At 72.8% G+C, this 13,498-nt stretch carries 13 protein-coding genes; 5 read left to right on the top strand and 8 right to left on the bottom strand.

Translation table 11 applies throughout. The annotated features are described in order from the left end of the window. Positions 1 to 15: 15 nt before the first annotated feature. On the bottom strand, positions 16 to 477 hold the full coding sequence (locus tag O7610_RS04750) for a DUF948 domain-containing protein (protein ID WP_281554533.1): 462 nt from the start codon (positions 475 to 477) through the stop codon (positions 16 to 18). 105 nt (positions 478 to 582) lie between these two features. After that, complete coding sequence (locus tag O7610_RS04745) at positions 583 to 1,236, bottom strand: hypothetical protein (protein ID WP_281555553.1); 654 nt, start codon at positions 1,234 to 1,236, stop codon at positions 583 to 585. Positions 1,237 to 1,804: 568 nt separating this feature from the next. On the opposite strand from O7610_RS04745, the gene O7610_RS04740 reads away from it, so the two are divergent. Further along, on the top strand, positions 1,805 to 2,176 hold the full coding sequence (locus tag O7610_RS04740) for a hypothetical protein (protein ID WP_281554532.1): 372 nt from the start codon (positions 1,805 to 1,807) through the stop codon (positions 2,174 to 2,176). A gap of 883 nt (positions 2,177 to 3,059) precedes the next feature. On the opposite strand, the gene O7610_RS04735 is transcribed toward O7610_RS04740, so the two are convergent. The 5 genes from O7610_RS04735 to aspS all read right to left on the bottom strand — a co-directional run bounded on the left by O7610_RS04735 (position 3,060) and on the right by aspS (position 8,731). Further along, positions 3,060 to 4,589, bottom strand: a complete 1,530-nt coding sequence (locus O7610_RS04735; protein ID WP_281554531.1) for a replication-associated recombination protein A — start codon at positions 4,587 to 4,589, stop codon at positions 3,060 to 3,062. Positions 4,590 to 4,659: 70 nt separating this feature from the next. Then, the gene (locus O7610_RS04730) at positions 4,660 to 4,854 is read right to left on the bottom strand and encodes a hypothetical protein (protein ID WP_281554530.1); all 195 of its coding nucleotides are present in this window, start codon (positions 4,852 to 4,854) and stop codon (positions 4,660 to 4,662) included. After that, complete coding sequence (locus O7610_RS04725) at positions 4,854 to 6,146, bottom strand: MFS transporter (RefSeq protein WP_289212725.1); 1,293 nt, start codon at positions 6,144 to 6,146, stop codon at positions 4,854 to 4,856. The genes O7610_RS04730 and O7610_RS04725 overlap by 1 nt, the downstream gene beginning before the upstream one ends. Beyond that, positions 6,143 to 6,763: a winged helix-turn-helix domain-containing protein gene (locus tag O7610_RS04720; protein WP_281554528.1), complete on the bottom strand. Its 621-nt coding sequence runs from the start codon at positions 6,761 to 6,763 to the stop codon at positions 6,143 to 6,145. The genes O7610_RS04725 and O7610_RS04720 overlap by 4 nt, the downstream gene beginning before the upstream one ends. Before the next feature lie 147 nt (positions 6,764 to 6,910). Next, positions 6,911 to 8,731 carry an aspartate--tRNA ligase gene (gene aspS, locus O7610_RS04715; protein WP_289212724.1) on the bottom strand — a complete coding sequence of 607 codons (1,821 nt, stop codon included), beginning with the start codon at positions 8,729 to 8,731 and terminating at the stop codon, positions 6,911 to 6,913. Between the two features lie 150 nt (positions 8,732 to 8,881). Between aspS and O7610_RS04710 the strand changes: the two genes are divergently transcribed. Next, on the top strand, positions 8,882 to 10,114 hold the full coding sequence (locus tag O7610_RS04710) for a cation:proton antiporter (RefSeq protein ID WP_289212723.1): 1,233 nt from the start codon (positions 8,882 to 8,884) through the stop codon (positions 10,112 to 10,114). A 36-nt stretch (positions 10,115 to 10,150) separates the two neighbouring features. Here the strand turns inward: O7610_RS04710 and O7610_RS04705 are convergent, their stop codons facing one another. Beyond that, entirely contained in the window at positions 10,151 to 10,762 is a 612-nt protein-coding gene (locus O7610_RS04705; RefSeq protein ID WP_281554525.1) for a YdeI/OmpD-associated family protein, read from the bottom strand. Between the two features lie 251 nt (positions 10,763 to 11,013). Here O7610_RS04705 and O7610_RS04700 point away from each other — a divergent pair, with 251 nt between their 5' ends. Genes O7610_RS04700 through O7610_RS04690 form a run of 3 tightly spaced genes read left to right on the top strand, consistent with a single transcriptional unit; the run spans position 11,014 to position 13,486 of the window. After that, positions 11,014 to 11,316 carry an urease subunit gamma gene (locus O7610_RS04700; protein ID WP_123601150.1) on the top strand — a complete coding sequence of 101 codons (303 nt, stop codon included), beginning with the start codon at positions 11,014 to 11,016 and terminating at the stop codon, positions 11,314 to 11,316. A gap of 8 nt (positions 11,317 to 11,324) precedes the next feature. Continuing rightward, positions 11,325 to 11,753, top strand: a complete 429-nt coding sequence (locus tag O7610_RS04695; protein ID WP_289212722.1) for an urease subunit beta — start codon at positions 11,325 to 11,327, stop codon at positions 11,751 to 11,753. Next, positions 11,750 to 13,486 carry an urease subunit alpha gene (locus O7610_RS04690; protein WP_289212721.1) on the top strand — a complete coding sequence of 579 codons (1,737 nt, stop codon included), beginning with the start codon at positions 11,750 to 11,752 and terminating at the stop codon, positions 13,484 to 13,486. The genes O7610_RS04695 and O7610_RS04690 overlap by 4 nt, the downstream gene beginning before the upstream one ends. Positions 13,487 to 13,498 lie beyond the last annotated feature (12 nt).

Below are 13,498 nucleotides of genomic sequence, written 5' to 3'. Positions count from 1 at the left end.
ACGGCGTCCTCCCGGTCATCCGGCGTTGCGCCGGGCTGCCCGGCGCCGCTGCTTGAGTTCCGCCCGTACGTCGCGCTCCTGCTCGGCATGCCGGCGGGCGGACGCGGCCCGGCGTACGCCGTACCCGAAGGCGGCGACCTTGACCAGTGGGTTGGCCGCCGCTGCCGAGACGACGGTGGCGAGGTTCGCCACGTTGGCGGTGACGTTCTGCGCGTGGCCGGTCATCGTGTCGATCTTGGCGAGCTGGACGTTCACGCCGTCCAGCGTGGTGTGCACCTGCCCCAGCGCGGTGTTCACGTTCTCCACCGAGGTGTTGACCTGCCCGAGCAGCGGACCGGTGCGGTCGTTCAGGTCGTTGATCGCTCTCGTCGCCGCGTCGACCGTGTGCCGCAGCCGCAGGATCGGCACCGCGAGCACCAGCACGAGCATCAGGAACGCTCCGGCCGCCACCAGCGCCGCGATCTGTCCACCGTCCATGCCTGTCCTCCTCTGTCACGACGCCTCGCCGCCGCTGCTCACCTGACGGCGGTCAGCTCGCGCCGCACCACCGTGCAGACCCTACCGTCAGTGATGGTCGTCCGCTCACGACGGTTCGACCTCCAGATCCAGCAGCGGGTCGTCGGTGAAGACCGGATCCGGATCCTCACCGGTGAGCGACGGATCGATGCTCGGCTGTGGCTTCATCCGGTCGTCGCCGATGGCGTTGCGTACCTTGATCGACACGACCGAACCGGTGCAGGTCTCGGCCTCGGTGACCGGCGGCGAGTCGGCCGACTCGCCGTCGGTCGACTCCCCGGACGGCGGCTCCACCGTCGGCCGTTGCAGCAGCAGGTCGTCCGAGCAGGCCGGCGGCCGGACCCACAGGTCGAGAGTGAGTTCGTCGCGGGTCCAGCAGTTGTACTGGCCGTCGACCGGCTGGGACGGGCACAACTCGGCGTCCCACGGCAGCCATCCGGCGTCGGTCAGCGCCGCGGTGTACACCTGAGCGGTCTCCTCCGTACCGCGTTCGGAGGTCATCGTCCGCTCGCGGAAACGGCAGTCGATGAGGCACCAACGGCTCCCGCTGACCGCGTCGGTACGCTCCTGCGCCGCCCACTCGGGCACGTCGAGCCCGTCCAGGGAGTTGAAGACCGGGTCGCGGGTCGCCGCCCGGATGCCGAAGTAGAGCGGAAGCGCGGCCAGCACCACGACGGCGACCAGGATCAGGGCCATCGCCCGCAGCCGACGCTGCTGCAGGTTCGGGCCACCCTGCTCGGAACCCGACTGGCCGGCACCGGAGGACTCGGGGTCGGAGGGCTCGGGTCCCGACCGGTCGGGGCGGTACGGCCCGGACCGGACCGGTGTGCCACCCCCACCGGAGGCCGGGGCGCCCCCTCCAGAGACCGGCGCGGCTCCCGGCACCGGCGGGGCTCCCGGCACCGGCGCGGCGCCGCCGGACACCGGGGCGACACCACCCGGCCGCACCGGTCCACCCGGCCGCACCGGTACCGACGCCGACCGCGCCACCGTCGCCCCACCGCCGGCACCGGAAACGGGGCGGGCCGGAGCAGGCACCGGCCGATCGTGGTGCGGCGGCGCGACGGCACCGGCAGGCCCACCGGACACCGGCCGGCCAGATGCCGGGGCGGGCGCGCCGGGCATTGTCGCGATGCCGCCGGGCCCGGGTTGAGCTGGTCGGCCGGGTTGGCCGGGTCGGCCGGGATGACCGGGATGACCGGGATGACCGGGATGACCGAAGGTGCCGGCCTCGTTGGGACGGCCCGGCGGATCGGATCGGCCCGGCTGGCCGGGGCGGATCGGACCGGTGGCGTACGGATCCCGTCGGTCGATGGCCGGCGGCCCGGTCACGGGTGGCCGCGGCCCGCCGCCGACGCCGGCCGACGCCGGCCCGGCTGCCGGGACCGTCGCCCGGCCGGGGCCGGGGCGGGTGGCGGGCGGCGGGCCGGCCGGGTGGCCGGGCGGCGGGCCGGCCGGGCGGGTCCCCGGCCGGGGCGGCTGGTCGGTGCCCGGGTCAGGCTGCGGACCACGGGCCGGTGGCACGGCACCGCCCGGCCCGGGTACCACGGGAGCGGCCAACGGGCCGCCGGAGCCGCCCCGGGACGGCTGGCCGGGGATCGGCGCGGACCGCGCCGGGCGGGGCCCGCCCGAGGTCGGCCGGGCCGACTCGAACGGCTGACCGGCCGAGGCATGCCGGCCGGCCGACGGCCGCGATGGTGCCGGGCCGTCCCCCTGCCGGGTCTGACCCGCCCGGTCCGCCCCGGCGGCCGGGCCACGTTGCGGCATCTCCGGACGGCGCTCCCGGCCGTCGGTCTCGTCCGCCGGTTCCGGGGCGCGTCGACGCCCGCCGGACGGCCTGACCGGCGCAATGATCCGGGTCTCGTCGCGCCCATCGGCGCTGGGGCCGGACGTTGGTCGGGTCGGGGTGCCCGGCGCTGAACGGGGCCCGCCGAAGGGGTCGCCGGATGGCCGCTGCGGCGCGGACGGCGGCAACGGCGGTGCGTTGCCGGACCGCGGCACGACCGTGTCCGCCGCTGGCAGGCGTTGGGGCGGTCGCTGGTACCGGCCCGGTGCCGGGCTCGGCCCACCCGGGGTCGGGGCCGGCCCACCGGAGACCGGGGCCGGCCCACCGGGTGCGGGGCTGACGGGTGGGGGTTCGGACGGTTTCGCGCCAGCCGGGAAGACGGGCTCAGCCGGCCCCGGCCCGGTGCGCGGCCGCGCGGCCGGACCTGGCCGCGGACCCGGAGGCGGCTGCGATCCGGCAGTCGGCTGCGGACCCGGACCCGCTGACGGCTGCGGCTGCGGCTGCGGACGGGACGGGGCAGCGGACCGGGAAACTGCCGAGCGGGACGGCGGGCCGTCCGTCGAGGAGTCTCCGGATACTCGGGCACCACCGGGTCCGATGTCGATCCGCTGTTCCTTGGCGGTCCGCAGATCGTCCAGCCAGCCGGTCTCCTCGCCGCTGACCTCTTCCTCGACCTGTGCCCGGCCCCACCGACGGCCCTTCGGCTTGCCCTCACGACGCTCGTCGGGGTGATCGGGGCGGTCAGAACCGCGCGCTCTCACTGCTGTACCTCCCCGGCAGCAACGCTGCCGCTGTCATCGGGCACCGGACCAGCCTCGGACGCTGGGACGGATGGATCAGGTTCGGCGGCACCAGCGGACGCGCCGGAGGCGGTGCGTCCAGCGAACGCCCGGATGTCGGGCGGCAGGCCACGCACGATCCGGCGGAGCACCGGCAACCGCGCGGAGACCGTCCGCTCGGCGCCGTGCTCAGTCGGCCGGTAGTAGTCGACACCGGCGAGTTCGTCGGGCGGGTACTGCTGAGTGACCACCCCCCGGTGGTCGTCGTGAGGGTAACGGTAGCCGCCTCCGTGGCCGATCCGCCGCGCCCCCGAGTAGTGGCTGTCCCGTAGATGTGCCGGCACTGTCCCACCCCGGCCGGCCCGTACGTCGGCGACGGCCGCCGCCAGCGCTGCCGTGGTCGAGTTGGATTTCGGGGCGGTGGCCAGGTGGATCACCGCCTGGGCGAGGTTGAGTTGTGCCTCCGGCAGCCCCACGTACTCCACGGCGTGGGCGGCCGCGGTTGCCACCGACAGCGCACCCGGATCGGCCATCCCGACGTCCTCGCTGGCGAAGATCACGATCCGGCGGGCGATGAACCTGGCGTCCTCCCCGGCGACCAGCATCCGGGCCAGCCAGTGCAGCGCGGCGTCGACGTCCGAGCCACGCATGCTCTTGATGAACGCGCTGGTCACGTCATAGTGGGCGTCGCCGTCGCGGTCGTAGCGCACCGCAGCGACGTCGATTGCCTGCTCGGCGGTACGCAGGTCGATCTCCCCGGTGTCGGTCGCGGTGGCCGCCGAGGCCGCCGCCTCCAGGGCGGTGAGTGCCTTGCGCACGTCGCCACCGGCCAACCGGACCAGGTGGTCCTCGGCCGGCGGGGACAGCCGCAGCGCGCCGCCGAGTCCACGTTCGTCGGTCACCGCGCGCCGGAGCAGGTCACGGACCGCCTCGTCGCCGAGCGGCCGCAGGGTGAGCAGGACACACCGCGACAGTAACGGCGAGATGACCGAAAAATGGGGGTTTTCGGTGGTTGCCGCCAGCAACGTCACGGTACGGTCCTCGACCGCCGCGAGCAGCGAGTCCTGCTGGGTCTTACTGAAACGGTGCACCTCGTCGATGAACAGCACCGTCGGCAACCCACCGGTACGCCGCTGCCGTCGGGCCTCGTCGATCACCGCGCGGACGTCCTTGACTCCGGCGGACAGCGCCGACATCGCCACGAAACGACGGTCGGTGGCCCGGGCCACCAGGTGGGCGATCGTCGTCTTGCCGCAGCCCGGCGGCCCCCAGAGGATGACCGACATCGGCGCGGTGCCGGTCACCAACTGCCGCAGCGGCGCGCCCGGGGCCAGTAGATGCTCCTGGCCGACCAGCTCGTCGAGGCTCGCCGGACGCATCCGTACCGGCAACGGCGCCGACGCGGGCGGGCCGGAGCCGGAGTCGCCCGCCGCCACGCCGCCACCGACCGGCGGCGCGTCGCGGCGCTGCTCGGCGGAGGGGTAGGAGAAGAGGACGTCGGACTCCATCAGCAAGACAGTACCGGCCCGATCTCGGACGCCGGAAATGCACCGAGATCGGGCCAGTGAACAGCCGGGGTCAGCTGCGCCGACGGCGTCGGGCCCAACCGCCGCCGGTGCCACGACCGACCCCGGCGAAGAACAGGGCCAGGCAGAGCAGGCCGATCAGCACCATGGTGTTCCAGTTGAACAGGTCGGGCGCACCGAGATCGGTGTCGAGCAGGTCGAGCAGCAGGGCGAAGCCGAAAACGACAGCCGCAGCGATGGCGAACATCAGATCCTCCTGGGGGGTTCAGTCGGTCGGCCGTTCCATACCCAACGGCCGCGCCGGCCAATCCAGCTTGGACCAGGCGAGACCAGGTACAGCGGTGCGGCCGCGGCCAGCACGGCCGCGCCGACCAGCATCGCCAGGCTGACCGAGGCGGCACCGGCGATCGCCATCAGCACCACCCCGCCGAGGGCACCAGCCGGTTGAGCGACCATCGAGTTGAGCGAGACGACGCTGGTCCGGTGCGGGCCGTCCACCTGCCGGTGCAGCAGGCCCATGTGCACCGGGTTCGACGCACCGTGGATGGCGTAGCAGGCCAGATAGGCCACGATCACCCCGACCGGCCCGGCGAGCAGCGCCATCGCGACCACGGTCGCCCCTTGCAGAATCCGAAACGCCGCAGCGGTCACCGGTGCGCCGAGCCGCCGGCTGAGCGCCGGCACCAGGGCCGCGCCACCGGCCGACGCCAACCAGGCGACCGCGCCGACCGGGCCGAGCAGTGCCGCCGCCCGGTCGGCATCGCCAGCCACCTCCGCCAGCCGCACCGGCATCAGCGTCTCGAAGGAGATCATGCCGAACCCCCAGAACAACTCGACGGCGACCAGTGCGACCAGCACCCGGGAACGCCGCAGTAGCCCCAGCGCGCCGAGCACCACGGACGGCACCTGCCGAACCGAAGCGGTGAGTGTCGGTGCCCCGCCCGGCGGCCGCACCTCGACCAGCAGTAGCGCCAGGCCGACCAGGCCGACGACCTGCAGCACCCCGGCGACCACGACCGGTCCGGTCAACGCGCTCACCGGACTGACCGGCCCGATCGCCACCAACGCACCGCAGGCCAGGGCACCGGCGGCGATCGCCAGACCGCCCACCACCGCCCCATGGCTGAGACCATGCTCGTACCGCGCGTCGGGGTCGGCGGCGAGCGTGGCGTCGACGTACCAGGACTCCAGTGGCCCGCTCTCCAACGCCCGGTAGAGACCCTGCAGCAGCATCACAGCGACGAACAAGGCGAAGGAGTCCGCGACGGCGAGCAGCGACAGTGACGCCAGGTTCGCCGCCGCCGCGCCGATCAGCACCGGCTTGCGACCGATCGCGTCGGCCAGGCCGCCGGTGGGCAGCTCCAGCAGCAGCACGGCCAGCCCCTGCGCGGCGACGACCAGGCCGATCTGCGGCAGCGCCAGCCCGCGCTCCAGCATCAGCAGCACCCAGACGGGGATCAGCAGCCCGACGGGTGCCCAGCGCAGGCCGTGCAGGATCAGGTAGCGCCGATGCACCTGCCGGGCGGTCAGCCCGGTCACGGCTCGCCTCCGACCGACCCGTCCCCGGCAGACCCGCCCCGGTCGCCGTTGACGACGCGGGGGAAGCCGTAGGTGTAGAGCATCACCTGCTCGGCCACGCCGTCGCCGGGGCCGGGGTCGGCGCGGTAGCGCTCGACGACCGCGTGCAGGTCGGCGTTGAGCCGCCGCAGCTGGTCCGAGGTGAGGGTCAGGATGTAGTCGGAGTACTCGGCGGCGTCCCGCCACTCGATCGGGTAGCCGTCACGGGCCATGTGCCAGTCCTCGGCCAGCCGGACGAACTGCTGGACGAAGTAGCTGGTGAGCCAGTCGGCGGCGGCCCGGGCGTCCGGGTCGTCGTCGAACGAGGTGCCGCGCCACGAGGAGACCTGGTGCACCGAGCGCCACCAGCGCTCACGGCCGGTGCCCCGGGCCGGCTCCTCGCGGACCAGCCCGACATCGGCGAGCTTGCGCAGGTGGTAGCTGGTCGCTCCGGTGTTGGTGCCCAGCTCGTGGGCGAGTGCGGTGGCGGTGGCGGGTCCGTCCAGCCGCAGCGCGCCGAGCAGGCGCAACCGCAGCGGGTGGGCCAGGGTGCGGACCTGCTCCGCGCTGAGCCAGACCGTCGACAACTGTTCGTCCATGCCATGCACGATAGCTTTGCAGAGATTGTGTGCACAACTTCTTTGCAAGCTTTCTCTGCGGTTCGCTCCGGTCGGACAGAAGCGGGCCGGGTCCACGGGCGTGCGAAACGCCCGTGGACCCGGCCCGCGAGGGTCAGGGTCGTCGGATCAGGAGGGTTCGACCGGGGCGGCCACCCCTGCCGTACCGGCGGCCGGGGTCGGCGCGACACCGGCCGGCGGCTTCGGCTTGGCGTCCACCCCGGCCTCCGCGCGCTGCTGCGCGGTGATCGGCGTCGGTGCCTGGGTCAGCGGGTCGAACCCGCCGCGCGTCTTCGGGAACGCGATCACCTCACGGATCGAGTCCACGCCGGCCAGCAGCATGCAGATCCGGTCCCAGCCGAACGCGATGCCGCCGTGCGGCGGCGGGCCGTACTTGAACGCCTCCAGCAGGAAGCCGAACTTGTCGGCCGCCTCCTGCTCGCCGATGCCCAGCAGGTCGAACACCCGCCGCTGCACGTCGGCGCGGTGGATGCGGACCGAGCCGCCGCCGATCTCGTTGCCGTTGCAGACGATGTCGTACGCGTACGCCAGGGCCTCGCCGGGCGCGCCGTCGAAGCGGTCCAGCCACTCGTCGGTCGGCGAGGTGAACGGGTGGTGCACCGCCGTCCAGCCGCCCTCCTCCGTCGGCTCGAACATCGGCGCGTCCACCACCCAGCAGAACGCCCACGCGCTCTCGTCGACCAGGTTGGCCCGCCGGGCGATCTCGATCCGGGCGGCGCCGAGCAGTTCCTGCGCCTCCCGCCGGTTGGTCGAGGCGGCGAAGAAAATCGCGTCGCCGGGCTTGGCGCCGACCGCGTCGGCCAGCCCACCCAGGTGCTCGGCCGACAGGTTCTTCGCCACCGGGCCGCGCGGTTCGCCGGTCTCGGCGTCCAGCACCACGTACGCGAGGCCCCGCGCGCCGCGCGCCTTGGCCCAGTCCTGCCAGCCGTCGAGCTCCTTGCGGGTCTGCGCGGCACCGCCGGGCATCACCACCGCACCGACGTAGCCGCCCGCGTCGATCGCCCCGGCGAACACCCGGAACGCCGTGCCGCGCAGGTAGCCAGTCAGCTCGGTCAGCTCCACGCCGTAGCGCAGGTCCGGCTTGTCGGAACCGTACCGGTCCATCGCCTCGTGCCAGGTGATCCGCGGCACCGGCCCGGTGATCTCGTGCCCGGCCAGCTCGCGCCACAGCGCGCCGACGATCGACTCGCCCAGCTCGATCACGTCGTCCTGGGTGACGAACGACATCTCGATGTCAAGCTGGGTGAACTCCGGCTGCCGGTCGGCCCGGAAGTCCTCGTCGCGGTAGCAGCGGGCGATCTGGTAGTACCGCTCCATCCCGGCGACCATCAGCAGCTGCTTGAACAGCTGCGGCGACTGCGGCAGGGCGTACCAGGTGCCGGGCTGCAGCCGCACCGGCACCAGGAAGTCGCGGGCCCCCTCCGGGGTGGACCGGGTCAGCGTCGGGGTCTCGATCTCCACGAAGTCACGGTCGTGCAGCACCGTACGGGCGATCTGGTTGGCCCGCGACCGCAGCCGCAGCGCCCCGGCCGGACCGCTACGCCGCAGGTCCAGGTAGCGGTACCGCAGCCGCACGTCGTCGCCGGCGTCGACCTGGTCGTCGATCGGCAGCGGCAGCGGCGCGGCCTCGGACAGCACGGTCAGCTCGGTCGCGGTGACCTCGACCTCGCCGGTGGCCAGCTCCGGGTTGTCGTTGCCCTCCGGGCGACGGTCCACGACGCCGGTCACCCGTACGCAGAACTCGTTACGCAGTGCGTGGGCCAGCTGCATCTCCTCGCGGAACACCACCTGCGCCACGCCGGAGGCGTCGCGCAGGTCGACGAAGATGACCCCGCCGTGGTCGCGCCGGCGGGCCACCCACCCGGCAAGCGTCACCGTCGTGCCGGCGTGCGTGGCGCGCAGGCCGCCGGCGTCATGGGTACGAATCACGGCACGGAACTCCTCATCGCGGGTACGGGACTGCTTCCGCATTGTGTCAGCCCGTCCGGTACCGGTCCGCGCCGATCCCGACCCCGCCGGCACGTACCATCACCGGGCCCGACACCATCACCACCGCTCGCCGCCGGTCCCGGAGTTCACATGCTGCTGAGTTTCGCCGCCGTACTGCTACTCGCCGTGCTGGTGTCGGCGCTGGCCCACCGCACCATCCTGTCCACGGCGGCGTTGTTCCTGGTGGCCGGCTTCCTACTCGGGCCGCAGACCACCGGCGTGCTGGACGTGCAGGCCGACTCGTCGATCGTCAACACCCTCGCCGAGCTGGCGCTGTTCGCCGTGCTGTTCACCGACGGGATGCGGGTCGGCTGGCAGGACCTGCGCTCCGCCTGGCGGCTGCCCGGTCGGGCGCTGGGCTGGGGGCTGCCACTCACCCTGTTGATCACCGCGGTGCTGGCCCACTACGTGGCTGGGCTGGGCTGGGCGGAATCGCTGCTGATCGGCGCGGTGCTGGCCCCGACCGACCCGGTGTTCGCCGCCGCGCTGGTCGGCAACGAGAAGGTGCCGTACCGGCTGCGGCATCTGCTCAACGTCGAGTCCGGGATCAACGACGGCCTCGCATTGCCGTTCGTGATCCTGTTCCTGGCGATCGCCACCGGCTCCGGCGACCTGCACCTCGACGAACTGGCCACCGAACTCGCCGTCGGCCTGGCCATCGGAGTCGCCGTCCCCGCACTGGCGATCGCCCTGGAACGGACCCGGTGGTTCTCCGCGTCGGCCCTGTACGCGCCGCTCAACGGGGTGGCGATCGGCCTGCTGGTACTGGCGCTCGGGCAGGCCACCCACGGCAACCTGTTCCTGGCCGCGTTCGCCGCCGGCAGCACCATCGCCACCTTCGGCCCGCGTCAGCGGGCCGCGTTCGAGCATTTCGGCGAGAGCGTCTCCGAGTTGCTCAAACTCGCCGCGCTGTTGGTCTTCGGCGCGCTCATCTCGATCGAGTTCCTCGGCGAGATCTCCTGGCCGGGCTGGGTCTTCGCGGTGCTGGCCATCTTCGTCGCCCGGCCGGTGGCGCTGGCGATCGCGTTCGTCCGCTCCGGCCTGGCACCCCGGGAGCAGGCGGCGGCCATGTGGTTCGGGCCGAAGGGCTTCGCGTCGGTGGTGTACGGCCTGATCGTGCTCAAGTCCGGCATCGACGCCGCCGACGAGGTGTTCCACCTGGTCGCCCTGACCATCGTGATCTCGATCCTGCTGCACTCGTCGACCGACGTGGTGATCGCCAACGCGTTCGACGACGAACGGGAGACACCGGCCTGGCACGACCGCTTCCGGCGCCCAAGGGCCGACACCAGCCACGGCCCGGATCAGTCGTCGGAAGACTGACGACAGGGTCGCGGCACGCCGGACCGCGTACGGCCATCACGACGTGGCCGACTGCGGCGGCCTGGCTCTCTGCGGGTAGATCGTTTCGTGCCGGGCCAGCATGGCGACGATCTCGCCGATCTTCCGCTCGCGGGTCTGCGCCCGTTTGACGCCAATCACCCGGTTGATGAGGGCAAAACGGTTGGTCCTGGTGAGTACGTCGAACATTGCCTGGGCGGCGGGGTCAGCGGCGATCGCAGCGAGCAGATCGGCCGGCACCACGGCTTCCGAAGGCGGCGCATAGGCGGCCGCCCACCGTCCGTCTCCCTTCGCCGCGTCCACCGCAGCACGGCCGGACGGCATCATCCGCCCCTGTGCCTCCAACCGGGCCACGTGGGCGACGTTGCGCTGTGACCAGGAGCTGCGGGTCCGGCGCGGGGTGAACCGGATCCAGGAAGTCTGCTCATCCCGCTTCCGAGCCTGCCCATCGATCCAGCCGAAGCACAGCGCCTCGTCGACCGCCTGCTGCCAGGTCAGGGTGGTGACTGTGCCGCCCTTCCTGGTCAGGGCGAGCCACACTCCGGGCGATGTGCCGTGGTTGGCCGACAACCACCCGCGCAACGCCTCGGCGTCCGCGACGATCAACTCGTCCAACTCGGCGCTTGCCATAACGGCAGGCTAGCCGGTACGCCGTGGCCGCAGCTTCCGCCCGTTCGGCCGGCTCGACCCTGCCTGGTTGCATCGCACCCGGACTTCGGACGGGCTGCCCTGCGAAGTCGCCGCAGGTGAGCCGACCCGTGCGTACCAGGCCGGACAGCAGGTGACACCCAGACAGCGGATACGCGTACGTAACGTGATTGAAATGTCAGAATGCCAGCATCTGGCACGACCCAGGTCTCGATCGCTCATGGAGGTCCGGCTTGTTTCTCACCCGGCACGAGCAGGAGCGACTGCTCATCCACGTCGCAGCCGACGTGGCCTGGAAGCGCCGTGAGAGGGGCATCCGGCTCAACCACCCGGAGGCGACCGCGGTGATCACCGCCTTCCTGCTGGAAGGTGCCCGGGACGGCCGCAGCGTGGCGGAGCTGATGGAGGCCGGGCGCACCGTGCTCGGCCGCGAGGACGTGCTCGACGGAGTGCCGGAGATGCTCCCCGAGGTGCAGGTGGAAGCCACCTTCCCCGACGGGACGAAGCTGGTCACCGTACACGAGCCGATCTCCTAGGAGCGAGATTGAGCGCACCATCCACGCCGTCGGGCACCGACGGCGGCACAGTCGTTCCCGGTGAACTGATCCCCGGCGACGGGCCGGTCACCCTCCATCCCGGCCGTCCGGTGCTGACCCTGCCGGTCGTCAACACTGGCGACCGGCCGGTGCAGGTCGGCTCGCACTACCACTTCGCCGAGGCCAACCCGGCGCTGGACTTCGACCGGTCCGCCGCGTGGGGTCACCGGCTGGCGGTGCCGGCCGGCACCTCGGTGCGCTTCGAGCCCGGCGTCGACCGGGAGGTCACCCTGGTGCCGTTCGGCGGTCGGCGGATCGTCGCCGGGCTGCGCGGCGAATGCGGCGGCGAGCTGGACGGGCGCGGCCCGGCCGGCGGTACGGGCGCCGGGCGCCCGGCCGACCAGGCGGGCACCGGTGAGACGGGAGGCACGGCGTGAGCACCCTGGACCGGCGGCGGTACGCCGCACTGCTCGGCCCGACCACCGGTGACCGGATCCGGCTGGCGGACACCAACCTGCTGATCGAGGTCGAGGAGGACCGCTGCGCGCCGCCCGGCGCCGACGGAACCCCGGCGTACGGCGACGAGGTGGTCTTCGGCGGCGGGAAGGTGATCCGCGAGTCGATGGGCCAGTCCCTGGCCACCCGGGCCGAAGGGGCACCCGACACGGTGATCACCGGCGCGGTGGTGCTCGACCACTGGGGCGTCGTCAAGGCCGACGTCGGCATCCGAGACGGCCGGATCGTCGCGCTCGGCAAGGCCGGCAACCCGGACACGATGGACGGGGTGCACCCCGACCTGGTGATCGGGCCGGGCACCGAGATAATCGCCGGCAACGGCAAGATCCTCACCGCCGGGGCGATCGACAGCCACGTACACCTGATCTGCCCGCAGATCCTGGAGACAGCGCTGGCCAGCGGCGTCACCACCATCATGGGCGGCGGCACCGGGCCGGCCGAGGGCAGCAAGGCGACCACGGTCACCCCCGGCCCGTGGCACCTGGGCATGATGCTCGCCGCGCTCGACCCGTGGCCGGTCAACGTGCTGCTGCTCGGCAAGGGCAACACGGTCAGCGAAGAATCCATGTGGGAGCAGCTGCGCGGCGGCGCCGGCGGGTTCAAGCTGCACGAGGACTGGGGCACCACCCCGGCGGCGATCGACGCCTGCCTGCGGGTGGCCGACGCCTCCGGTGTGCAGGTGGCGATCCACACCGACACCCTCAACGAAGCCGGGTACGTGGAGTCCACCCTGGGCGCGATCGCCGGCCGGTCGATCCACGCGTACCACACCGAAGGGGCCGGCGGCGGGCACGCGCCGGACATCATGCGGGTCGCCGCCGAGCCGAACGTGCTGCCGTCGTCGACCAACCCGACCCGCCCGCACACCGTCAACACCCTCGACGAGCACCTCGACATGCTGATGGTCTGCCACCATCTGAACCCGAGCGTGCCGGAGGACCTGGCGTTCGCCGAGAGCCGGATCCGGCCCAGCACGATGGCCGGGGAGGACATCCTGCACGACCTCGGCGCCATCTCGATGATCGGCTCCGACTCGCAGGCGATGGGGCGCGTCGGCGAGGTGGTCATGCGGACCTGGCAGACCGCGCACGTGATGAAGGCGCGCCGTGGCGCGCTGCCCGGCGACGGGCCGGCCGACAACATGCGGGCCCGACGGTACGTGGCTAAGTACACGATCTGCCCGGCGGTGGCGCACGGCGTCGAGGGCGAGGTCGGCTCGGTCGAGCCGGGCAAGCTGGCCGACCTGGTGCTGTGGGATCCGGCGTTCTTCGGCGTACGGCCGCATCTGGTGATCAAGGGCGGCATGATCGCCTGGGCGCAGATGGGCGACGCGAACGCGTCCATCCCGACCCCGCAGCCGATGCTGCCGAGGCCCATGTTCGGCGCGTACGGCACCGTGCCGGCCGCCACCAGCCTGGCGTTCGTCGCGCCGGCTGCGATCGACGCGCTGCTCGGTGACCGGCTCGGGATCCGTCGCCGGCTCGCCCCGGTCGCCGACACCCGGCGGCGGGGCAAGGCCGACATGCCGCTGAACGACGCCACCCCCCGGATCGAGATCGACGCGGACACGTTCACGGTACGCATCGACGGGGAGACGATCGAGCCGGCTCCGGCGGTGGAGCTGCCGATGGCGCAGCGCTACTTCCTGTTCTGACCGCCGGCGATG

Source organism: Solwaraspora sp. WMMA2065, from assembly GCF_030345075.1.
In the GTDB taxonomy this organism is placed as follows: Bacteria; Actinomycetota; Actinomycetes; order Mycobacteriales; family Micromonosporaceae; genus Micromonospora_E.
The sequence above is the reverse complement of the archived record's forward strand: the minus strand, read 5'-3'. Positions and strand labels throughout refer to the sequence as shown.

What these genes read in the sequence shown, in the direction of transcription:
- O7610_RS04750 (WP_281554533.1), bottom strand. Translation starts at nt 477, where the DNA reads ATGGACGGTGGACAGATCGCGGCGCTGGTGGCGGCCGGAGCGTTCCTG.
- O7610_RS04735 (WP_281554531.1), bottom strand. Translation starts at nt 4,589, where the DNA reads ATGGAGTCCGACGTCCTCTTCTCCTACCCCTCCGCCGAGCAGCGCCGC.
- O7610_RS04730 (WP_281554530.1), bottom strand. Translation starts at nt 4,854, where the DNA reads ATGTTCGCCATCGCTGCGGCTGTCGTTTTCGGCTTCGCCCTGCTGCTC.
- O7610_RS04720 (WP_281554528.1), bottom strand. Translation starts at nt 6,763, where the DNA reads ATGGACGAACAGTTGTCGACGGTCTGGCTCAGCGCGGAGCAGGTCCGC.
- O7610_RS04710 (WP_289212723.1), top strand. Translation starts at nt 8,882, where the DNA reads ATGCTGCTGAGTTTCGCCGCCGTACTGCTACTCGCCGTGCTGGTGTCG.
- O7610_RS04705 (WP_281554525.1), bottom strand. Translation starts at nt 10,762, where the DNA reads ATGGCAAGCGCCGAGTTGGACGAGTTGATCGTCGCGGACGCCGAGGCG.